Below are 21,699 nucleotides of genomic sequence, written 5' to 3' on the forward strand. Positions count from 1 at the left end.
CGACCATGGCCGATCCCTCCCAGCCGCTGCGCGCGGCGATCATCCCCGTCACCCCGCTCCAGCAGAATTGCACCCTCGTCTGGTGCACGAAGACGATGCGCGGCGCGTTCGTCGATCCCGGCGGCGACTTGCCGTTGCTCAAATCGGCGATGGAAAAACATGATGTCGCGATCGAAAAGATCCTGATCACCCATGGCCATTTCGACCATGCCGCCGGCGCCGCGCAGCTCGCCGAGGATCTCGGCGTGCCGATCGAGGGGCCGCATCCCGACGACGATTGGCTGATCGAGCGGCTCGGTGAGGATGGATTCAAGTACGGCATCCCGGGCCGATCGTTCGTCCCCGCGCGCTGGCTCGACCAGGGCGACGACGTGACGGTGGGCGAGGTCAGCTTTGCGGTGCACCACACGCCGGGGCACACCCCGGGCCATGTCGTGTTCCACAACGCCGAATCGAAGCTGGCGATCGTCGGCGACGTGCTGTTCCAGGGGTCGATCGGCCGCACCGATTTCCCGCGCGGCGACCATCAGCAATTGATCAACTCGATCGTCACGCGGCTGTGGCCGATGGGCAACGACACCGTCTTCCTCCCCGGCCACGGTCAGCCGAGCACCTTCGCGCAGGAGCGCGCAAGCAATCCGTTCGTCGCCGATTCGGTGCTCGCCTGACGCGCAGAGGACCCTAGGCCCTCGGTACGGCGAAGATCGTCTGGCCGTTCGGCGCCGGCGGCGCGGCGGCGCCCTGATAGCCGATCGCCAGCGCCCAGACCGACAGTGCGAGCAGTACGGCCAAGGTCGTCATCGCACCGATCCGGCGCAGGATGCGTGGACTCGTCGGGTCCATGCCGAGCCCGTGGCACAGCCGCGCCAGGATGAACGCCACGCCGATCAGCCACAGCCACAGGCTCGGTCCGCGCGCCGCTTCGATCAGCGCGATCAGGATCAGCACGAACGGGGCATATTCGACGAAATTGAGGTGCGCCCGTGTGCGTGCAACGAGCGGTTCGCTCCCGCCGTCGCCCAGCCAGACGTTGGCCTTCGAGCGGACCTGCGTCACGCGGATCGCCAGCCAGATGTTGATCAGGCCGGCGGCGGCGGCCATCACGAGCGTTATCGGCAAGATCATGTCGTTCCCCTGTTGCGCGGGCGACCGTGGCACCGGGCGCGCCGGGTTGCAACGCCGCGCCAAATCGCTATAGGCGCGCTCTTCGCGATCAATCCCGCCGAATTGCGCCGCGTATCCGACCCGTTCGGTTGCGCAGGTGCCTTTCCGGGCCTAATCGTCCTGATCAATTCGATTTTCAGTATTAGAAGGTTATCGCCGCAATGGCCGTCCCTAAACGCAAAACCTCGCCCTCACGCCGTGGCATGCGCCGCTCGCACGATTCGCTTTCGGTCGAATCGTATCAGGAATGCCCGAATTGCGGCGAACTGAAGCGCCCGCACAATCTGTGCGGGTCGTGCGGGCACTATAACGGCCGCGAGATCGTTTCGGTCGAAGGCTAATCGACGTCCCAGGGGAATAAAGCGTGACCACCGGCTCCTGGATCGCCGTCGACGCCATGGGCGGTGACGAGGGGCTGGCGGTGATGCTAGCGGGAGTCGCGGAAGCGCGACGCCGGTACGACGGCACGCACTTCTTCCTGGTCGGCGACGAAAAAGCGATCGCGGAGGGGCTCAAGAAGCACCCCAACCTCACTGCCAATTCCGAAATCGTCCACGCCCCCGATGTGATCCGGGGCGACGAGAAGCCCAGCCAGGCGATCCGCCGCGCCAAGACCACCTCGATGGGGGTCGCGATCGACCTGGTGAAGCAGGGCCGGGCGGCCGCCGCAGTGTCGTCGGGCAATACCGGGGCGCTGATGGCGATGGCCAAAGTATCGCTGCGCACGATGAAGGGGATCGACCGCCCAGCACTCGCCGGGCTGATGCCCAGCCTCGGCTCGCACGACACGGTGGTGCTCGACCTCGGCGCGAATACCGAATGCGATGCGCGCAATCTCGAAGAGTTCGCGATCATGGGCGCCGCCTATGCGCGCACCATGCTCGACCTCGAAAGCCCGCGCGTCGCGTTGCTCAACATCGGCACCGAGGACATGAAGGGCACCGGGATCATCCGCGAAGCGGCGCAGGCTTTGCGCGCGGCGACGCATCTGCCGTTGACCTTCACCGGGTTCATCGAAGGCGACAAATTGTCGCGCGGCGACGTCGACGTGATCGTGTGCGACGGCTTTTCGGGCAACGTTGCGCTCAAGACGGCTGAGGGCACCGCGCGGTTCGTCGCAGACTTGCTGCGGATCGCCTTCTCCAGTTCGGTGCGTTCCAAGATCGGCTTCCTGATCTCGCGCCCGGCGACCGAGCTGTTGCGCGACCGGCTCGACCCCAACAACCATAACGGCGCGGTGTTTCTCGGGCTCAACGGGCTGGTCGTGAAGAGCCATGGCGGCGCCAATGAGAACGGGGTTGCGACCGCGATCGCGGTGGCGGTGAAGAGCGTGCGCGACGACCTCGCGATCAAGATCGCCGAGGACCTCCAGCATTTCGCGCAAGCGACGCCGGCCGAGGTCGCGGCATGAGGCGCGCGGTGCTGATCGGCACCGGATCGGCGCTGCCCGCGCGGCGCGTGTCTAACGCCGAGTTGGCCGAGACCGTCGATACCAGCGACGAATGGATTGTCGAGCGCACCGGTATCCGTTTCCGCCACATCGCCAGTCCCGACGAAACGACGGGAACGCTGGGCGCCGATGCAGCACGTGCGGCGCTGGGTGCAGCGGGCAAGCGCGCGGCAGACATCGACCTGATCGTGCTGGCGACCGCGACCCCCGACCAGACCTTTCCCGCCACTGCAACCAAGATTCAGGCGATGCTGGGGATAAACGATTGCGTCGCGTTCGATGTCGGCGCGGTCTGCTCGGGCTTCCTCTACGCGATCCAGGTCGCCGACAGCCTGATCCGCACCGGTTCGGCGAATCGCGCGCTGGTGATCGGATCGGAGACGTTCAGCCGCATCCTCGACTGGGAGGACCGCGCGACGTGCGTCCTGTTCGGCGACGGCGCGGGCGCGGTGGTGCTCGAGGGGCAGGAGGTATCCGATGACGGCCCCGGCATCCTGACGACAAAGCTCCACGCCGACGGGCGGCACAACGAATTGCTCTATGTCGATGGCGGCCCCTCGACCACCGGCACGGTCGGCAAGGTGCGGATGAAGGGGCGCGAGGTGTTCCGCCACGCCGTCACCAACCTGGCCAGCGTGCTCAACGAATCGCTTGGCGCGGTGGGCATGACCGCGGCCGACGTCGACTGGGTGGTCCCGCACCAGGCCAATGCCCGCATCCTCGACGCGACCGCGCGCAAGCTCGGGCTGCCCGCCGAAAAGGTCGTCGTCACCGTCGATCAGCACGCCAACACCTCGGCGGCGTCGGTGCCGCTCGCGCTCGACGTCGCGACGCGCGACGGGCGGATCAAACCGGGACAGATCGTCGTGCTCGAAGCGATGGGCGGCGGCTTCACTTGGGGTGCCGCGGTGGTGCGGACCTGATTGCGATCGAAACAAGACAGTAACGTTTACGTAACTATCGCTTTTCCTGATTGGCATCATTGTGTTACGGTGATTTTCTGGCACCTGGGGAGGGGCATAGATGACGAATATGGGTACGTTGACACGGGCTGATCTGGCCGACGCCTTGCAGCGCGAAGTCGGGCTGTCGCGCGCCGATTCGGCCAAGCTGGTCGAGGAAATCCTGCATTATATGTGCGAAGCGCTGTCGCGCGGCGAAAACGTCAAGATTTCCGGGTTCGGGACGTTCGTCCTGCGCGACAAGGGCCAGCGCATCGGACGCAATCCCAAGACCGGGGTCGAAGTGCCGATCGCGCCGCGCCGCGTGCTGACCTTCCGCGCCAGCCAGATGATGCGCGACCGCATCGTCAGCGCGGGCTGATTGATACCATGGCGGCCGGCGACAAGGCGGCTGGCGCATTCCGTACGATCGGCGAGGTATCGCAGGATACCGGGCTGCCGCAGCACATCCTGCGCTATTGGGAAACGCGGTTTCCGCAGCTACGGCCGCTGCAACGCGCCGGCAAGCGGCGCTATTACCGGCCCGAAGACGTCGCCCTGGTGCGGCGGATCAACGACCTGCTCAATCAACAGGGTTACACCGTTCGCGGTGTCCAGAAGCTGTTGATGACCGAAGCGCGGGGTGTGCCGGAATCGGCCGCACCTGTTCCTGTGGCGGGCGCGCCGGTCGAATCGTCGAACCTCCGGACGATCCGCGACTTGCTGGCGCGAGCACTCGCCCAGGCCTAACGCGGGACCAGCCCGTCGCGGAGCATGTCGGCCACCGTATCGGCCACTGCGTCGGGGGTGCGATCCTCGTCCCACACGCCGTAGCGCAGCCCCAGGAACACGTTCATCCCCATGATCGCCCATGCGTGGACGTCGGACACGTCGGCGCGCACTTCGCCACGCCCGGCGGCCGCCTTCAGGCGTTGTTCGATACGCTCGGCGGTGGTGGCATAATGGTCGCGAAAGCTCGCCGGATCGACGAACTCGGCCTCGTCGATGATGCGGTAGATTTCCTTGTGGCCGCGCACGAAGTCGAGAAAGCTCGACAGACCGGCGCGCTCGGCGGCGATCTGGTCGGGCGCGTTGCGTAATGCGGGTGCGACGCGGTCGCGGACCTGTTCGGACATGTCGCGCACCAGCGCGCGGAAGATTGCGTCCTTCGAATCGAAATACGTGTAGAACGTGCCGAGCGCGACCCCCGCCCGGCGGGTGATTCCGCTGATCGACCCTTCATGAAAGCCCTTTTCGCCGAACTCTTCGGCGGCAGCGTCCAAGATCGCGCGCAATGTGCGCCGGCCGCGATCGGTGCGCGGCGCCTTGCCCGCGCTGGCGGTGGCGTCGAGGCCGCGCGCGTCAGCTTCGCCGATTACATCGACAAGCGTTGCCTTCGCGCCACGCTGCACCATCTTTTTCGCCTCCCCCACAGTCCGAAGTTGAAACCCGGTTCAGGTTTCAGTATACGCCGCTTCGACAAGCGTTCAACCGGGTCGTTGGCCCGCGCGACGATAAACGGTTTCGGGAGGGAGATTACAATGATCGGCACTCGCACGCGCAAGCTTCAGGCGGCGCTCTATACCGGCGCGGCACTGACCGCGTTGTTCGCCGCACCGGCCTATGCACAGGACGCCCCCGCTGCAGCGGCGCCGACCGAGGCGCAGGACGATAGCGGGTCGGGCGACATCATCATTACCGCGCGCCGCCGCGAGGAAACCTTACTCAACGTGCCGATCGCGGTCACCGCAATCACCGGCGACAAGCTGGAAAAAATCGGCGCGGTCGATTTGACCGACCTTCAGGCGATCAGCCCGAACACTACGATCAAGGACGCGCGCGGGACCAACTCGACGCTCGCCGCCTTCATCCGCGGCGTCGGCCAGCAGGATCCCGTTCCAGGGTTCGAAGCGGGCATCGGCATCTATCTCGACGACGTCTATCTCAATCGCCCGCAAGCCGCGGTGCTCGATATCTATGACGTCGAGCGGATCGAAGTACTGCGCGGGCCGCAGGGCACGCTCTATGGCCGCAACACGATCGGCGGTGCGATCAAGTATGTGACCAAGCGGTTGTCCGACGATTTCTCGGCGTCGGTTCGCGGCGCTTATGGTTCGTACAATCAAGCCGACGGCATCGTCAGCCTGTCGACGCCGATCGGATCGATGGTCCGCGTCGGCGTGTCGGGCGCGCGGCTGACGCGCGACGGGTTCGGCCGCAACCGCACCTTGGGCATCGACAATTACAACAAGAATATCTGGGCCGGGCGCGGCACGATCGAGTTCGAGACGCCCGACAGCGGGCTGTTCGTCCGCATCACCGGCGATTACACCCACGACAAGTCGGCGCCGCGCAGCGGGCATCGGATGTTCGCGGGCCTGCTAACCGGATCGCCGGTGTTGTCGAACGTCTATGACACCAATGCCGGCCTCAATTTCCCCAAGCAGGACATCCAGGCCGGCGGCCTGTCGATGGCGGTAACCGCCAAGCTGGGCGGCGGGTTCACGCTGCGCAGCATCAGCGCATGGCGCAAGGATCGCAGTTTTGCCCCGATCGACTTCGATTCGACACCGTCGGTCGATGTCGACGTGCCGGCGGTCTATCGCAACGAGCAGACCAGCCAGGAATTCCAGCTGCTCTATTCGAGCCCCAAGCTGAACGGCCTGGTCGGTTTCTATTATCTGGGCGCCAAGGCATCGACGACGTTCGACGTCTTGCTCAACACGACGCTCGCCAATCTGAACGGCAATACCAAGGGTGACGTGCGCACCGAAACGTCATCGGTGTTCGCCGACTTCACCTATGATTTCATCCCGCAGCTCAGCCTGTCGCTCGGCGGTCGCTACACGTGGGATCAGCGCAAGTCATTCATCTTCAAGCAGAATTATCTGGGCGGCCCGAACTTTGGCGCGTCGCCAGATTTCGGCGGCAACCCCATTGCGTTCGGCGCACCATCGACCAACTTCCGCGGCGAGGCGAACTTCAAGCGCTTCACCCCGCGCGCGTCGTTGGCGTTCAAGCCGACTGCCGACCATTTGTTCTACATATCCTATTCGGAAGGCTTCAAGGGCGGCGGGTTCGATCCGCGCGGGTCGGGCACGTCGGCGCCGATCAGCAATGCTGCGGCGGGCCGTACCTATCAGGACATCTACAACTATCTCGCGTTCAAGCCCGAGGTGGTGAAGAGCTATGAGATCGGCTGGAAGGGTTCGGCACTCGACAAGCGGCTGACCTGGGCGCTCGACGGCTTCTATGCCGATTACTCGAACGTGCAGATTCCCGGATCGGTCGCCTGCATCATCGGTGGCGTCGCCAGCTTCTGCGGCATCACCACCAATGCCGCCAAGGCGGACATCAAGGGTATCGAGCTCGAGACGACCGCGGTCCTGGCCCGCGGTTTCGCGGGTGCCGGATCGAACGTCAGTTTCTCCGGCGCGCTGGGATATATCGAGCCCAAGTACAAGCGCTATATCGGCCCGACCGGGACCGACGTGTCGGCGTTCCGCCAGTTCCAGAATACCCCGAAATGGACGTTGTCCGGAACGCTCGCCGGCAACTTGCCGGTGGGACCTGGCAGCGTGAATGCCTCGACCACGGTGTCGTACCGCTCGACGACGCACCAGTTCGAGGTGGCGAGCCCGTTCCTCGACCAGCCGGCCTATACGTTGTGGGATGCCAATCTGACCTACAGCTTCGGGTCGAACGGCCGCTACTCGATCGGTGTGCACGCCAAGAACATCACCGACGTGCATTACAAGATCGGCGGGTACCAGTATCTGGCGGCGAACGCGGCGACCGGGGCGATCATCTATACCCCCGCAGGCGGCGTGACCCCGACCCTGGGCAAGGAAGGCATCGCCACCGCGTTCTACGGCAACCCGCGCCAGGTGTTCGGAACCTTCTCGCTCAAATTCTGATCGACTGATAAGGGGGAAGAGAGCCGGGTACGCACCGCGTGCCCGGCCTCTTTTTTTGAGGGGACGAGGATGCGTACCGAGCGGCCGGGCTATCGCGGACTGGTGCTGGCGATGCTGTTGCTCGTCTACACCTTCAATTTCCTCGACCGCCAGATTCTCGGCATTCTGGCCAAGCCGATCCAGGCTAGCCTCAATCTCAACGACGCGCAGTTCGGCGCGATCGGGGGCACGGCATTCGCGATCCTCTATTCGGTGCTCGGCGTCCCGCTGGCGCTAGCCGCCGATCGCTGGGGCAAGACGCGGGTAATTGCCGCCTCGCTGGTGGTGTGGAGCGGGTTCACCGCGCTGTGCGGCACCGCAACGGGGTTCTGGCAGCTGTTCCTCTATCGCCTGGGTGTCGGGGTCGGCGAGGCGGGGGGTGCCGCGCCCTCCTACGCGCTGATCGCCGACTATTTCCCGGTCGAGCGGCGCGCGCGGGCCGTCGGCATCTATTCGATGGGCATCCCGATCGGGCTGGGGGCGGGCGTGCTCCTCGGCGCGTATATCGCCAAGTACATCAACTGGCAGGCGGCGTTCATCGTCATGGGGGTGGCCGGCATTCTGGTCGCGCCGGTGTTCCTGTGGCTGGTCCGCGACCGCTATCCCCCCACCGTCGCGATCAAGGGGGCGCCGTCGCCTTTCCTCGTCGTGCCGCTGCTGATGAAGAAGCCGGCTTATTGGCTGCTGTCGATCAGCGCGGGGTGCAGCTCGATGGCAGGGTACGGCCTCGCCTTGTGGGCGCCCAAGATCATTGCCGTCCAGTTCGGCTGGACCGCGCCAGCGCAGCTGACGAACGTCGGCTGGTTCATGGGGGGGCTGCTGCTGATCGGCGGATCGGTCGGTATCTTCCTGGGGGGCGTCGTGTCCGACCGGCTGGGGAAGACCGACCGCGCCTGGTACCCGCGCGTGCCCGCCATCGCCTGGCTGATCACCGCACCGATGTTCATTATCGGCTTCCGCACCGGCGACCCGGTGCTCGCCTGGTTCATCCTGCTGATCCCCAACGCGCTCAATACGCTGTGGCTGGGGCCGATCATCACCGCGGTTCAGCACCTCGCACCGTCGGAGATGCGCGCGGGAACGTCGGGGACGTTCCTGTTCGTCAACAATCTGCTGGGGCTGGGGCTGGGGCCGTTGCTGATGGGCACGCTGTCGGTGGCGTTGAAAGCGCAATATGGCGATCAGTCGCTGGGGATCGCGGCGATGGTGGGGGTGTGCCTGTACCTGGTCGCGGCCGTGCTCGCATTCCTGGCGATCAAGCCGCTCAAGCGCGGCTGGGTCGAGGCGACCGACTAACAGGTTCCTAACGCTCGCGTGTCGCGGCGAAGCGCACCTTGGGATAGCGGTCGGCGACGTAGCCGACATCCCACGCGGTCTTCGCCATATAGACCGGGTTGCCGTCGCGGTCCTTGGCCATCGCCGATCGGTTGAGGTCGGAGAACGCCTTGAGGTCGGCCGCGTCGTCGGCGGAGATCCAGCGCGCGGTTTCGAACGGGGCCATCTCCAGGCCCGCGGCGACCTTATATTCGGCTTCGAGGCGGCTGATCAGCACTTCGAGCTGCAACTGCCCGACCACGCCGACGATCCAGTTGGCGCCGATTTCGGGATAGAAGACCTGCGTCACGCCTTCTTCGGCCATGTCGTCGAGTGCCTTGCGAAGCTGCTTGGTCTTGGTCGGGTCTTTCAAGGCAACCCGCCGCAGGATTTCGGGGGCGAAATTGGGCAGCCCGGTGAAGCGCACGTCGGCGCGCTCGCTCAGCGTGTCGCCGACGCGCAGGGTGCCATGATTGGGGATGCCGATGATATCGCCCGGGAACGCCTCGTCGGCCACTTCGCGGTTCTGCGCGAAGAACAGGATCGGAGAGTGGATGGCGAGCGGCTTGCCCGACCCGCTCGGGATGAGCTTCATCCCGCGCTTGAAGGTGCCCGAGCACAGCCGCATGAACGCGATGCGGTCGCGATGGTTGGGATCCATGTTGGCCTGGACCTTGAAGATGAAGCCGGTGACTTCGGGGTTGTCGGGCGATACCGGCGCCGGCTCGGCGGGCTGCGCGCGCGGCGGCGGGGCGTAGTCGGCGAGCGCTGCGATCAGTTCGGCCACCCCGAAATCCTTGAGCGCCGACCCGAAATAGACCGGGGTCAGGTCGCCGTTGCGGTAGGCCTTGGTATCGAACGAGGCATAGCCGCCTTGCGCCAACTCGATTTCGTCGGCGATCTCGCCGGGGAGCTCGGGGTCCGCCTCGACCTTGCCCTGGAACGTCCGGCTGTCGCCCTCGGGGCGGGCGATCGTGTTGTCGACCAGGTTGAGCACGCCCTGAAACTGCCCGCCCATCCCGACCGGCCAACTCATCGGACACACGTCGAGCGCGAGCACGTCGGCGATTTCGTCGAGCAAATCGAACGCGCTGCGGCCTTCGCGGTCGACCTTGTTGACGAAGGTGATGATCGGCACCGAGCGTAGCCGGCACACTTCGAACAGCTTGCGCGTCTGCGCCTCGATCCCGCGCGCGGCGTCGATCACCATCACCGCCGAATCGACCGCGGTCAGCGTGCGGTAGGTGTCTTCGGAAAAGTCCTCGTGCCCCGGCGTGTCGAGCAGGTTGAAGGTGATTCCGTCGCGCTCGAACGTCATCACCGATGAGGTGACGGAGATGCCGCGCTGCTGTTCGATCTTCATCCAGTCCGATCGCGCGCGCCGGTTCTGCCCCCGCGCCTTGACCTCGCCGGCGAGATGGATCGCGCCGCCGAAGTACAGCAGCTTCTCGGTCAGCGTGGTCTTGCCGGCGTCGGGGTGGGAAATGATCGCGAAGGTGCGGCGGTCGGATGGGGTCATGGGTTCTGCAAATTCACTAAAGTCGCCCATATCGCACATGCGACGTTGCGGCGAGGGTCGCCTGTCAGGCGAAACCCAACATTGCAAGCGTTGAGGGTCTGTATTCACTTGTAACACGGGCGTGACGGAGCCGATTTTGGTGTCAGGCAAGAAGCAAGGAGCGCGATCACGATCCGCGTTGCAAGTGAGTACAGACCCTAGGCGGCCAGCGCCGGTCGCTCCTCGTCGTCATTAGCAGGCGGGCGGGCGCGCCGGACGCGAATGCTCCGCGCGCGGGGGCGGCGCGTGGCGCGGGGACGGAGCCAGTTCACGACCGCCCGGACGCGGATCGTCGAGACAGCGATTACCGCAACCAGCGCGAGATCGAGCAGCGACGCCGCGTCGATCGCCACCGCCAGACTCAGCACATCGGGCAAGCCCATCGCGATCAACATCCGCCCGTCGTTTTCGAGCAGCCAGATCAGCGCCACCGCGACGCCGGTCAATGTGAGAATCAGGAGGACTTGCCCGCGCGAAATCCGCGACAGGCGCGCGGCGGGACGCTCGACCATCCAGTGCTGCAGCGTCCGCCCGATCGGTGTGTCCGAGGCAACCCAAAGGGCCAGCCACAATCCTAGCAATGCACCAAGCATCATCGGAAAATCCCCTTGGGCGAGAATATGGCGCGCCGCTGCCGCGAGGCAAGGGTCAGCGCTGGAGCGTGATCGCCATTGCACACTGCCGTTGGCTGCCGGGCGCGACGGTGAATATCCCAGGCTTGTCGCGGAAGTCGCCGGTGAAGCCGACGGGGTCGGCATGGCCGTGCCACGGCTCGATGCAGACGAACCGCGCGCCCGGCTTGGTCCAGACGCCGAGGTATGGCGTGTCGGGGAAAGCGATCCGCAGGCTCGGGCCACTCGGCGCGCTGTAGCTGACGCTGCGCGAACGCAGCGAATCCCAAATCAGCGCGTCGTCCGAGAACAAGGCGTCGGTGAGATGCAATGTGCGCCCGTCGAGCGGTGACGGTCGGTCGCCGGCGATCAAGCCGTCGGCGAGCCGCTTGATCGGCCCCGGCTCGTCGTCGGCAAATGCGATGCGATGATCCGCACGCGGCTCGCCATAGGGCAGCGGGCAGGCAAAAGCGGGGTGGAAGCCGAAACTCGCCGGCATCGGCGCGACGCCGCGGTTGGCGATCGTCACCGCAATCTCAAGCGTCGCGCCGGTAATTGCGAACCCGATATCGAGCACGAAATCGAACGGATAGCTCGCGCGCGTTTCGTCGTTGGCGATCAGCCGGAACGTCGCGCTCGCGGCATCCTGCGCGACGACCTCGAACATTTGCCGTCGCGCGAAACCGTGCTGTTTCATCGCGTATTCGCGCCCGTCGAGCCGCAAAACATCGCCGTTGAGCCGTCCGACGATCGGAAACAGGATTGGCGCGTGCCCGGTCCAGAATGCCGGATCGGCATCGGTCATCAGCTCGCGGCCATCGGCGTCCTTAAGCGAGGTGAGTTCCGCGCCGAGCGGGTTGATCGCGGCGGTCAGCCGCTCGCCGCCGATCGCAATCAACGGCGCACCGGATGCTGAAAGCACAGGCCATAACCGTCGAGATCGGTAATATAGAGCTGGCGCATGCCGTAAGGTGTGTCATGCGGGCGAGCGCAGGCAATGCCCTTGGCGCTCAATTCCACCCATAGAGCATCGGTATCATCGCACCCGAAATAGACACAGGTGTCGCGATGCCCGGTCCAGCGTCCGGCGTCGCGCGTCGCCGGGCGCTCATCGGCATCATAGGCGGTGTTGAGCATCAGGTCGGCGGCGTCACGGCGCAGCCAGCACCAATGCGAATAATGCCCTTCCGTCGCTTCCACCGGCGGCGAGGAATCGACCAATGCGAAGCTCAATTGATCGCGATAAAAGGCGATGGCGGCGTTCATGTCGAATACCTGGAGCAGTACCGTCGCACCCGTCAGCGCCATCTCTTCCTCCCGTACGGTGTCGCTCGCTATGTCCTCAGCGTCGCGCCCAGCTTCGCCATGGCGAAGACGACTTGGTCGGCTATCGCCTTCAACTCGGCATCGTTGAAGCTCTTGTCGCGGGGTTGCAGCGTAACCTCGACCGCCATTGATCGCACGCCGTCGCGCTCGAACACGTCGAACACGCGCGCGGCGGCGATCGCGGCTTTGTCGGCGCCCCTGACCGCGCGGGTCAGCGCGTCGGCGGTCAAATCGGCGGGGACGGTAAAGGCGAAGTCGCGCTTGACCGCCTGCAATGCGGGCGGTGCAAAGGCGGGGCGCATGAAGCCGCTGCTACGTTTTCCGGGGATCGCGTCGAGATAGAGTTCGACCGCTGCCACGGGGCTGTCGAGGTCGAACGCCTTCGCGGTCAGCGGGTGGAGCATGCCGAACGCCGCGAGCACGGTCTTTGGGCCGAGCCGCAGCGTGCCCGACTGGCCGGGGTGCCATGTCTCGCCCGCCGCGCCCATGACTTGCAGATTATCGAGGGGTGCGCCCGCCGCCGCGAGCAACGCGAGCGCTTCGGCTTTCGCATCGAACGCGTCGTAGGGCACGGCCTTGCCCGCCTGCCAGCTGCGCTGTCGCTTGTCGCCTGCCAGCACCACGCCGAGTGTCGGGCGCTCTTTGGATTTGGCGCCATCGGCGAGGTAGCGGCGGCCCAGTTCGAACAGCCGAACGCCGGTCGCGCCGCGATTGGCATTGCGCGCCGTCGCCGCGAGCAGGCCGGGCAGCAGCGAAGGGCGCATGACCTTGAGGTCTTCGCTGATCGGGTTGGCGAGGCTCCACGCGCCGCCGCCGAACGCTCGCGCCTGCGTGTCGCTGATGAAGCTCCACGTCACCGCCTCGTCCAGCCCACGCGCAGCCGCCACGCGGCGGAGCTTGCGCTCGAGCTTCTGCTCGGGCGTCGCGGTCGGCTTGGCGACGCCGGGAATGCGCGGCAGCGGCACGGCGGGGACGTTGTCGATCCCCTCGATGCGGATGACTTCCTCGACCAGATCGGCGGGGCCGTCGATGTCGCGGCGCCAGGTCGGAATCGTGACGGTCCAAGCCTGCCCCGGGCTTGACCCTGGGCCGACCGCGAACCCGAGCCGGGTCAGGATGTCGCGCTGGCGATCCTCGGCAACCGCAAGGCCTCCAAGCGTTTCGGCGAGCTTCGTATCGTACCGAACGGCGCGCGGCGCGAGCGGCGGGCTGCCGGCGCGCGTCACGCCGCTCGCGGTGCCACCGCAATGGTCGAGCACCAGTTTCGTCGCGATCGCCAGCCCGTCGTCGAGGAACGCCGGGTCGACCCCGCGCTCGAACCGCTGGCGCGCGTCGCTGGTCAGTTGCAGCTTCTGGCCGGTGCGCGCGATATGGTCGGGGTCGAAATAGGCGCATTCGATGATCACGTCGGCGGTCGAATCAGACACGCCCGAATGCTCGCCGCCCATCACGCCGCCGATATCGTGGACCGCCACGTCGTCGGCGATCACCGTCATCGAGCTGTCGAGCATGTAGGTCTTGCCGTTCAGCGCGAGCACTTGCTCGCCGTCCTTCGCCTTGCGCGCCGCCAGCCCGCCCGTGAGCTTGGCCTTGTCGTAGACGTGCAGCGGCCGGCCGAGATCGACCGAGATGAAATTGGTAATGTCGACCAGCGCCGAGATCGGCTTTTGCCCGATCGCGGTGAGCATCCGCTGCATCCACTCCGGCGCGGCCTTGTTGGTCACGCCGCGCACTTCCTGCGCGTAGAACGCGGGGCAGCCCGCGGGATCGTCGGTGCGCACGGCGGGCCCGGGGCCTTCGCCCGCGATGGGCGCGATCGTGTCGCTGCGATAGACCTGCGCCAGCGGTTTGAGGCTGCCCAGCCCCGCCGCCGCGAGATCGCGCGCGATACCGCGCACGCCCATGCAATCCTGGCGATTGGGGGTGATCGCGACGTCGATCACCGGGTCATTCAGCCCGGCATAGTCGGCGAACGGCGTGCCGATGACCGCATCGGCGGGAAGCTCGACGATGCCATCATGGTCCTCGCCCAGTTCCAGCTCGCGCGTCGAGCACATCATCCCGTTCGATTCGACCCCGCGGATCGCCGAAACCTTGAGTTCCATGCCGTTGGCCGGAACGATCGCACCGGGTGTGCCAAGCACACCGATCATCCCAGCACGCGCATTGGGCGCACCGCACACGACCTGCAACGGCTGGCCGTCGCCGGCATCGACGGTCAGCACCTGCAGCTTATCGGCCTGCGGATGGCGTTCGGCGGTCAGCACACGCGCGACCTTGAACCCGGCGAGCCGCTCGCCCGGATTCTCGACGCCTTCGACCTCGAGGCCGATGCGCGTCAGCGCCTCGGTCACCGCGTCGAGGTCGGCCGAGGTGTCGAGATGCTCCTTGAGCCAGCCGAGCGTGAACTTCATGCGCCCACTCCCCCGCTGAGCGTGGGTACGTCGAGCCCCGAAAAGCCGTAATGCTTGAGCCAGCGCACATCGCCGTCGAAGAATGCGCGCAGATCGTCCATCCCGTATTTGAGCATCGCGAGGCGATCGATCCCGCAGCCGAACGCGAAGCCCTGCCATTCGTCGGGGTCGTAGCCACCCGCCGCGATCACCTTGCGGTGGACCATCCCGCTGCCGAGCACTTCCATCCAGCCGCCGCCATTGCCGCCGCCCGACCCGCCGATCACGCGCTTGCCGTTGACCATGGAGTAACCGACATCGACCTCCGCCGACGGCTCGGTGAAGGGGAAGTAGCTCGGGCGCAGCCGCAGCACGATGTCGTCGCGCTCGAAGAATGCCTTCAGGAAGGTCTCGAGCGTCCATTTGAGGTGGCCGAGCGTGATGCCCTTGTCGATCACCAGCCCCTCGACCTGGTGGAACATCGGGGTGTGCGTGGCGTCGCTGTCGGAGCGATAGGTGCGCCCCGGCGCGATGATGCGGATCGGCTTGTCGCCGCCCGCCGCCTGCATCGCGCGGATCTGCACCGGGCTGGTGTGCGTGCGGAGCACCATACGCTCCGCGCGGGCCGCGGCGTCGGCAAAGCCGTCGCCGTCGGACGGCGGGCTTTGCCCGCCGCCGGCCGCTCTCGGTTCCTCAAGATAGAAGGTGTCGTGCATCGCACGCGCCGGATGCGTTTCGGGGATGTTGAGCGCGGTGAAATTGTACCAGTCGTTCTCGATCTCCGGACCGGTCGCGACCGCGAAGCCGAGATCGGCGAAGATTTCGGCGAGCTCGTCCATCACCTGACTGACCGGGTGGATCGTGCCGGTGGGGGGCACGTCGACGGGGAGCGTCATGTCGAGCGTCTCAGTCGCGAGGCGCGTGTCGAGCGCGGCACGCTCCAGCCCGGACTTGCGCGCGGTCAGCGCCTCGGTGACCGCCTCGCGCAAGCCATGGATGCGCGGGCCTTCGGCTTGGCGCTGCTCGGGCGTCATCGCGCCGAGCGTCTTGAGCAGGCCGGTCACGCTGCCCGATTTGCCAAGCGCGGCGACGCGCACCGCCTCGATCACCTCGGGCGTTGCCGCCGCGTCGATCTGCGCCAGCAAATCGGCCCGCATGCTCGCGATATCGGTCACCATTCCACCACCCACTGATCCACGATGCCGTCCTCCGGATGATCGAATTGGCCGATACACGCAAAGCCGTTGCGCCGGAGCACTGTCGGCGAGGCTCCACTGTCCGGCAAGGTCTCGGCGGTCAAGCCGGTCGCGCCTTGCGCCTTGGCCTTGTCTTTCAACGCGGCGACCGCGGCGCTGGCGTACCCACGTCCTTCGCGGCTCGGCGCGACGCCGTAGCCGATGTCCCAGCGCCCTTTCGCGTCGCGCTCCTTGATACTGATCATTCCGACGCCCTCGCCGTCCGCGACCATCATCCACGCCGCATCGCCGCCGACTTCGCTCGCGACGCCGCGCAGCAGGTCGACGATTTCGGGCGGCGCCAGTCCGCCCTCCGCCACGCGCGGCGCGTCCGCCGGGGGCGGGGCCTCGCCCATCAGCCAGGCGAAATGCGCGTCGGTCATCGGGAGAAGGTGCATCTCGGTATCCTCAGAAACGAAAGGGGCGCCGGTGTTGCCACCGACGCCCCGTGTCTTTCGCTCGCTACAGGTCGCTTCAGGCGGCCTGGGGCAGAGCCGCCTTCGCCTGTGCGATGATGGCGCTAAACGCGGCACCTTCGTGCATCGCGATGTCGGCCAGGACCTTCCGGTCGAGTTCGACGCCGGCGAGCTTCAGCCCGTGCATGAACTGCGAATAGGTCAGGCCCTCGGCGCGGACGCCGGCGTTGATGCGCTGGATCCACAGGCCGCGGAAGGTCCGCTTCTTCACCTTGCGGTCGCGATAGGCGTATTGCCCGGCTTTCTCGACGGCCTGGCGGGCGATGCGGATCGTGTTCTTGCGACGACCGCGATAGCCCTTGGCCTGTTCGAGGATGTTCTTGTGCTTGGCGCGGGTGGTTACACCCCGTTTGACGCGTGCCATGTCTCTCTAGCTCCTCAGCTCAGGCCGTACGGCGCCCAGGCCTTCACCGTGGCGGTGTCGGCCTTCGACAGGACCTTGGTCCCGCGATTTTGGCGGATATACTTGCTGTTGTGGCTGATGAGGCGGTGACGCTTGCCGGCAACGCCGTGCTTGAGCATCCCGCTCGCGGTGAGCTTGAAGCGCTTCTTCACGCCGCTCTTGGTCTTGAGCTTGGGCATTTTGGTCCTTTCGAATGGAAGCGACGCTCGAACGGACGCGGCAGCCCACACTGGCCGGACCGTTTTCCACGCATCGCTTGCGAGAAGCTGGCGCGCATAACCGCGTGTCCCGCGAAATGCAACCTTTGCCCGCCCTGGCGCGATTCATTGCGCGATGGAAACTATCGCTTCGCCAGCACCAGCCACACGCGCCGGGTTTTTCCCGCTCACCAGGCCATGGCGGATCGCGCGCAACGTCGTGATCGGCGTGGTCGCCACGCTCTTCATCGTCTGGCTGGTGCTGTACATCACCAAGGGCCGCTTCCTGAAGCACCCGTTCGAAAGCATCGCGGGCAAGATGGCTGGCCGCGAGGTCAAGGTGCGCGGCGATTTCCAGCTCTATTTCGCACCGCTCCAGATCGAATTCTACGCCGAGGGGCTGTCGGTCGCGAACCCCGCCTGGGCGACGCGGCCGAACCTGTTCCAGGCGCAGAAGATCGACACGCGGATTTCGCCGCTCAGCCTGATCTTCGGCAAGAAGCGCTTCTATTGGCTCGACCTGACCGGCGGCGCGGTCGATCTCGAATGGAATGCCGCGCACACCACCAACACCTGGACCTTCGCCAAGACCGGCGGCAAGCCGTTCGAGCTGCCGCGCATCGACCGTGCGACCGTGGCAGGGACCAACCTGCGCTATCTCGATTCGCGGCTGCAACTGCTCGCCGACCTCCAGATCGATACGATCACCGCGGTCGACAAACGGATCGGGAAGGCGGTCGGGCTGCACGGCACCGGGCAGATCCGCGAGACGCCGTTTCGCGTGACCGCGCAATTGCTGTCGCCCGACGCGACGGCCAACAACGGCGAGAACAAGCTGACGCTGCGCGCCTGGGCGGCGAACAACGTGATCGATGTCGTGGGCACCTTGCCGTCGTTGGCCGACATCGAAAACGTACCGTTGCGGACGCGGGCGCAGGGGCGCAACCTGGCCGAACTGCTCGGCATCATCGGGGTCGTGCTGCCCAACACGCGCGATTATTCGCTCCGCGCGCAATTGGTGAAGGATGGCGAGGAGTATCGCTTCACGCACATGGCGGGCCGATTCGGCAACAGCGATCTCGCCGGGCGGCTGACCGTTACCACCGGCGATCGCGTGCGGCTCGATTCGGTGCTGGCGACGCGCAGCCTCGATATCGTCGATGCTGCGCCGTTCATCGGCTACAATCCCGACATCGTCGCGTCGCGCGGCGCGATTGCCGCCGCCGCGGCGACGGGCGCCGCGCCGCAACGCATCCTGCCCGACGCGTCGCTGCCGGTGGCGGCGATGCAGAATTTCGATGCCGGGCTCAAATGGACGATCGGCGACATCAAGTCGCGCAACGTGCCGATCTCGAACGTCGACCTGACCTTGGCGCTCGACCATGGCCGGCTCGCGCTGTCGCCGCTGACCTTCGCGATGGCGCGCGGCAACGTCGCGTCGGACCTGATCTTCGACACCCGCGCGCGACCGGCGGTCGACAGCTACGATATCCGGCTGTCGCCGACGCCGATGGGGCGTTTGCTCGCGGGGTACGGGGTCGACGAATCGGGTACGACGGGGACGATCAGGGGCCGCATCCAGCTGAAAGGGCGCGGCGACACGATCCACGATTCGCTGGCCACATCCAGCGGGCGGATCGCGTTCATCATGCCGAGCGGCAGCTTCTGGACGCGCAACGTCCAGCTCTCCGAGCTCGACATCGGCACCTTCGTGCAAAAGATGTTCGAACATAAACTGAAGGAGCCGGTGCAGATCAATTGCGGGCTGATCGGCTTCACCGTGCGCGACGGGATCGGCGCGGCCGACCCGATCATCATCGACACGAAAAAGAACGTGATCCTCGGGCGCGGTGGGTTCAGCTTCAAGAACGAGGGTCTCGACATGGCGTTTCGCGCCGACGGCAAGAAATTCTCGTTCTTCTCGGGCCAGTCACCGGTCGGGCTGAAAGGCTATTTCGCGAAGCCCGGGATCGACGTGATCAGCCCGCAACTGGTCGAACGGGCGGGGGTCGGGATCGGCTTGGCGATCGTCGCCAGCCCGGTTGCGGCGGTGCTGGCGTTCGTCGATGTGGGTGACGCCAAGGGCGCGCAATGCGGCCCGATCCTGGCTGGCGCTCACGCCGCGGCGATGCGCACCAAGGGCGGCAAGCCGCGCGACGATGTCGGCAACGGTACCACCGCGAAATCGGAAAGCGGGAAGGAGCCCCCCGCCGACAAGAAGAAGCAGAAGAAGAAGTTCCTCGGCGTCTTCTGACCGGCCGCGCCAGCCGTCAGCGGCAGGGGAAGCGCTTGTCCATGAAGCGATAGAACGCCGCCTTGACGCTGATCCCGCGCTGCGCCGCCGGAATGGCCTGGAACGACGCGATGATGTCGTTCGATTTCACCGGCGACTTGTCGCGCGGCGGCGGGCAGGCGCGCGGGCGGCGTTTCGCCGCGGCATCGGCAGCAATGTCCGCGCGATAGGCATTGGCCGCGCCGACCACTTCGTTCTTCAGCAACGCAATGTCGGGCGACCCCACCGCGAAGATGCCCTTGGCCTGCAGCGCCGATGCCTTGGCGAGGAAGGTCGCGACATCCATCGCCTGCGCGGCGGCGGGAAGCGCGATCAGCGTCGCGCCGGCGAGCATGACGGCGACCCGCCCCGACGTGATCCTCACGCGCCGGCGGGTGCCGGGTTGCCGAACGGGCCGTTGGGGCGCTTGGTCTTGGGGATCGAGGTGCCGCCGGCGGGGAGCGCGGGCGCCTGTGAACCCGGATCGGGACGACCGATATCCTCACCCGCCACCAACCGCTTGATCTCGTCCCCGGTGATCGTCTCGAACTCGAGCAGCGCGGCGGCGATCGCGTGGAGCTGGTCGATATTGTCCTTCAGCACCTGGGTCGCGCGCTTGTGGCCGTCATCGACCAGGCCGCGAATCTCGCTGTCGATCAGCAGGGCAGTCTCGTTCGACATATTGTGCCGCTGCGTCTGCGAATAGCCGAGGAAGGTCTCGCCCTGCTCTTCTTCATATTCGAGCGGGCCGAGCTTGTTCGACATGCCCCAGCGCATCACCATCGCGCGCGCCAGCTTGGTCGCTTGCTTGATGTCGCCCGATGCGCCGCTCGACACCTTGTCGAAGCCGAAAATCTGCTCCTCGGCGACGCGCCCGCCCATCGCGATGGCGAGATCGGCGTACATCTTGTCGCGGTGATACGAATAGCTGTCGCGCTCGGGCAGCGACACGACCATGCCCAGCGCGCCGCCGCGCGGAATGATCGTCGCCTTGTGGATCGGATTCGACGCCGGCTCGTGGATATTGACGAGCGCGTGGCCGGCCTCGTGGTATGCGGTCATGCGCTTTTCCTCGGGCGTCATGACGAGCGATTTCCATTCGGTACCCATGATCACGCGGTCCTTGGCGAGCTCGAACTGCGCCATCGCGACGAGCCGCTTGCCGAGCCGCGCCGCCATCAGCGCCGCTTCGTTGACGAGATTGGCGAGGTCGGCGCCCGACATGCCCGGCGTGCCGCGCGCGAGCGTGCGCGCATCGACGTCGGGCGCCAGCGGCACCTTCTTCATGTGAACCTGGAGGATCTGCACGCGGCCCTCGATATCGGGCAGCGGCACGGTCACGCGGCGATCGAACCGGCCCGGGCGCAGCAGCGCGGGGTCGAGCACGTCGGGGCGGTTGGTCGCGGCGATGATGATGATGCCTTCGTTCGCCTCGAACCCGTCCATTTCGACCAGCAGCTGGTTGAGCGTCTGCTCGCGCTCGTCGTTGCCGTTGCCGAGGCCAGCGCCGCGATGGCGGCCGACCGCGTCGATCTCGTCGATGAAGACGATGCACGGTGCCGATTTCTTCGCCTGCTCGAACATGTCGCGCACACGGGACGCACCGACACCGACGAACATCTCGACGAAGTCCGAGCCGGAGATGGTGAAGAACGGCACGCCCGCTTCGCCGGCGATCGCGCGGGCGAGCAGCGTCTTGCCGGTGCCGGGCGATCCGACCAGCAATGCGCCCTTGGGGATCTTGCCGCCGAGGCGGGCGAACTTGGTCGGGTCCTTTAGGAACTCGACGATCTCCTGCAATTCCTCGCGCGCCTCATCGATCCCGGCGACGTCGTCGAAGGTCACCTTGCCGTGCTTTTCGGTCAGCATCTTCGCGCGGCTCTTGCCGAATCCCATCGCGCCCGAGCCGGACGATTTCTGCATCTGGCGCAGCACGAAATAGCCGAGGCCGATGAACAGCACGAACGGCAGCGACTGAACCAGCAGATATTGCCAGATCGACGCCGTCTCCTCGGGCTTGGCGACGACATCGACATTGGCCGCGGTCAGCATCGGGATGAGCTGGGGATCGGGCACCGCGGTCAGGTTGGTACGAAACGTCTTGGCGTCGGCGAACGTGCCGTTGACCACCGTGCCGGCGATCTCGACCTTGCTGACCTTGCCTTCCTTCACCTGGTTGAGGAACGCAGAATAGGACAGGGTCGTGCCCGGCGGGGTTGCCGCGCGGTCGCCCAGCACCGTCACCAGCAACGCCAGCGCGACCAGGATGCCGACCCAGACGACCAGGTTCTTCATCCAGTTATTGCCGCCGCCGTCGGGCCCGGGCTGCTTGTCGTTCTCGTTCATGGTCGCGGATTACCTTTCGTGACGCACAAGATAAGCCGAGAAGCCTTAATGGCAATG

At 66.0% G+C, this 21,699-nt stretch carries 22 protein-coding genes; 9 read left to right on the plus strand and 13 right to left on the minus strand.

What is annotated here, in order from left to right; all coding sequences use genetic code 11:
- Positions 1 to 5: 5 nt before the first annotated feature.
- Positions 6 to 668 carry an MBL fold metallo-hydrolase gene (locus tag JWM94_RS14540; RefSeq protein WP_299428579.1) on the plus strand — a complete coding sequence of 221 codons (663 nt, stop codon included), beginning with the start codon at positions 6 to 8 and terminating at the stop codon, positions 666 to 668.
- Between the two features lie 13 nt (positions 669 to 681).
- On the opposite strand, the gene JWM94_RS14545 is transcribed toward JWM94_RS14540, so the two are convergent.
- Entirely contained in the window at positions 682 to 1,125 is a 444-nt protein-coding gene (locus JWM94_RS14545; RefSeq protein WP_299428582.1) for an MAPEG family protein, read from the minus strand.
- A gap of 200 nt (positions 1,126 to 1,325) precedes the next feature.
- On the opposite strand from JWM94_RS14545, the gene rpmF reads away from it, so the two are divergent.
- The 5 genes from rpmF to JWM94_RS14570 all read left to right on the plus strand — a co-directional run bounded on the left by rpmF (position 1,326) and on the right by JWM94_RS14570 (position 4,305).
- On the plus strand, positions 1,326 to 1,505 hold the full coding sequence (gene rpmF / locus JWM94_RS14550) for a 50S ribosomal protein L32 (protein ID WP_299428585.1): 180 nt from the start codon (positions 1,326 to 1,328) through the stop codon (positions 1,503 to 1,505).
- A 23-nt stretch (positions 1,506 to 1,528) separates the two neighbouring features.
- Entirely contained in the window at positions 1,529 to 2,575 is a 1,047-nt protein-coding gene (plsX, locus tag JWM94_RS14555; RefSeq protein ID WP_299428588.1) for a phosphate acyltransferase PlsX, read from the plus strand.
- Positions 2,572 to 3,537 carry a beta-ketoacyl-ACP synthase III gene (locus tag JWM94_RS14560; RefSeq protein WP_299428592.1) on the plus strand — a complete coding sequence of 322 codons (966 nt, stop codon included), beginning with the start codon at positions 2,572 to 2,574 and terminating at the stop codon, positions 3,535 to 3,537. The genes plsX and JWM94_RS14560 overlap by 4 nt, the downstream gene beginning before the upstream one ends.
- A gap of 100 nt (positions 3,538 to 3,637) precedes the next feature.
- Complete coding sequence (locus tag JWM94_RS14565; RefSeq protein ID WP_299428596.1) at positions 3,638 to 3,937, plus strand: integration host factor subunit alpha; 300 nt, start codon at positions 3,638 to 3,640, stop codon at positions 3,935 to 3,937.
- A gap of 8 nt (positions 3,938 to 3,945) precedes the next feature.
- Complete coding sequence (locus JWM94_RS14570; protein ID WP_299428599.1) at positions 3,946 to 4,305, plus strand: MerR family transcriptional regulator; 360 nt, start codon at positions 3,946 to 3,948, stop codon at positions 4,303 to 4,305.
- Here the strand turns inward: JWM94_RS14570 and JWM94_RS14575 are convergent.
- Complete coding sequence (locus JWM94_RS14575) at positions 4,302 to 4,970, minus strand: TetR/AcrR family transcriptional regulator (protein WP_299428602.1); 669 nt, start codon at positions 4,968 to 4,970, stop codon at positions 4,302 to 4,304. The genes JWM94_RS14570 and JWM94_RS14575 overlap by 4 nt on opposite strands.
- A 126-nt stretch (positions 4,971 to 5,096) precedes the next feature.
- Between JWM94_RS14575 and JWM94_RS14580 the strand changes: the two genes are divergently transcribed.
- Positions 5,097 to 7,472 carry a TonB-dependent receptor gene (locus JWM94_RS14580; RefSeq protein WP_299428605.1) on the plus strand — a complete coding sequence of 792 codons (2,376 nt, stop codon included), beginning with the start codon at positions 5,097 to 5,099 and terminating at the stop codon, positions 7,470 to 7,472.
- A 69-nt stretch (positions 7,473 to 7,541) separates the two neighbouring features.
- Positions 7,542 to 8,807, plus strand: a complete 1,266-nt coding sequence (locus tag JWM94_RS14585) for an MFS transporter (protein WP_299428608.1) — start codon at positions 7,542 to 7,544, stop codon at positions 8,805 to 8,807.
- Positions 8,808 to 8,814: 7 nt separating this feature from the next.
- On the opposite strand, the gene JWM94_RS14590 is transcribed toward JWM94_RS14585, so the two are convergent.
- The 9 genes from JWM94_RS14590 to rpmI all read right to left on the minus strand — a co-directional run bounded on the left by JWM94_RS14590 (position 8,815) and on the right by rpmI (position 17,006).
- Positions 8,815 to 10,344, minus strand: a complete 1,530-nt coding sequence (locus tag JWM94_RS14590) for a peptide chain release factor 3 (RefSeq protein ID WP_299428611.1) — start codon at positions 10,342 to 10,344, stop codon at positions 8,815 to 8,817.
- A gap of 197 nt (positions 10,345 to 10,541) precedes the next feature.
- Positions 10,542 to 10,979, minus strand: coding sequence for a hypothetical protein (locus tag JWM94_RS14595; RefSeq protein ID WP_299428614.1), 438 nt, complete (start codon positions 10,977 to 10,979; stop codon positions 10,542 to 10,544).
- A gap of 52 nt (positions 10,980 to 11,031) precedes the next feature.
- A complete protein-coding gene (locus JWM94_RS14600; protein WP_299428617.1) occupies positions 11,032 to 11,916 on the minus strand; it encodes an aldose 1-epimerase family protein in 885 nt (294 codons plus the stop codon).
- On the minus strand, positions 11,889 to 12,302 hold the full coding sequence (locus tag JWM94_RS14605) for a VOC family protein (protein ID WP_299428620.1): 414 nt from the start codon (positions 12,300 to 12,302) through the stop codon (positions 11,889 to 11,891). Before JWM94_RS14605 ends, JWM94_RS14600 begins: the two co-directional genes overlap by 28 nt.
- A gap of 26 nt (positions 12,303 to 12,328) precedes the next feature.
- The gene (gene pheT / locus JWM94_RS14610) at positions 12,329 to 14,734 is read right to left on the minus strand and encodes a phenylalanine--tRNA ligase subunit beta (RefSeq protein ID WP_299428623.1); all 2,406 of its coding nucleotides are present in this window, start codon (positions 14,732 to 14,734) and stop codon (positions 12,329 to 12,331) included.
- A complete protein-coding gene (gene pheS / locus JWM94_RS14615) occupies positions 14,731 to 15,891 on the minus strand; it encodes a phenylalanine--tRNA ligase subunit alpha (RefSeq protein ID WP_299428626.1) in 1,161 nt (386 codons plus the stop codon). Before pheS ends, pheT begins: the two co-directional genes overlap by 4 nt.
- Positions 15,885 to 16,346, minus strand: a complete 462-nt coding sequence (locus JWM94_RS14620) for a GNAT family N-acetyltransferase (protein WP_299428629.1) — start codon at positions 16,344 to 16,346, stop codon at positions 15,885 to 15,887. Before JWM94_RS14620 ends, pheS begins: the two co-directional genes overlap by 7 nt.
- Positions 16,347 to 16,422: 76 nt before the next feature.
- Positions 16,423 to 16,788: a 50S ribosomal protein L20 gene (rplT, locus tag JWM94_RS14625; protein ID WP_299428633.1), complete on the minus strand. Its 366-nt coding sequence runs from the start codon at positions 16,786 to 16,788 to the stop codon at positions 16,423 to 16,425.
- Positions 16,789 to 16,802: 14 nt separating this feature from the next.
- Positions 16,803 to 17,006, minus strand: coding sequence for a 50S ribosomal protein L35 (gene rpmI, locus JWM94_RS14630; protein ID WP_293990388.1), 204 nt, complete (start codon positions 17,004 to 17,006; stop codon positions 16,803 to 16,805).
- Between the two features lie 154 nt (positions 17,007 to 17,160).
- On the opposite strand from rpmI, the gene JWM94_RS14635 reads away from it, so the two are divergent.
- Positions 17,161 to 19,278 (plus strand): AsmA family protein, encoded by a 2,118-nt coding sequence (locus tag JWM94_RS14635; protein ID WP_299428637.1) that lies wholly within the window; start codon positions 17,161 to 17,163, stop codon positions 19,276 to 19,278.
- Positions 19,279 to 19,294: 16 nt separating this feature from the next.
- Here JWM94_RS14635 and JWM94_RS14640 read toward each other — a convergent pair whose 3' ends face one another.
- Both JWM94_RS14640 and ftsH read right to left on the minus strand, forming a co-directional pair.
- Positions 19,295 to 19,681: a hypothetical protein gene (locus JWM94_RS14640; protein ID WP_299428640.1), complete on the minus strand. Its 387-nt coding sequence runs from the start codon at positions 19,679 to 19,681 to the stop codon at positions 19,295 to 19,297.
- The gene (ftsH, locus tag JWM94_RS14645) at positions 19,678 to 21,642 is read right to left on the minus strand and encodes an ATP-dependent zinc metalloprotease FtsH (RefSeq protein WP_299428643.1); all 1,965 of its coding nucleotides are present in this window, start codon (positions 21,640 to 21,642) and stop codon (positions 19,678 to 19,680) included. The genes JWM94_RS14640 and ftsH overlap by 4 nt, the downstream gene beginning before the upstream one ends.
- Between the last annotated feature and the right edge of the window lie 57 nt (positions 21,643 to 21,699).

It is taken from the genome of Sphingomonas bacterium, from assembly GCF_028289855.1.
Classification (GTDB): Bacteria; Pseudomonadota; Alphaproteobacteria; order Sphingomonadales; family Sphingomonadaceae; genus Sphingomonas.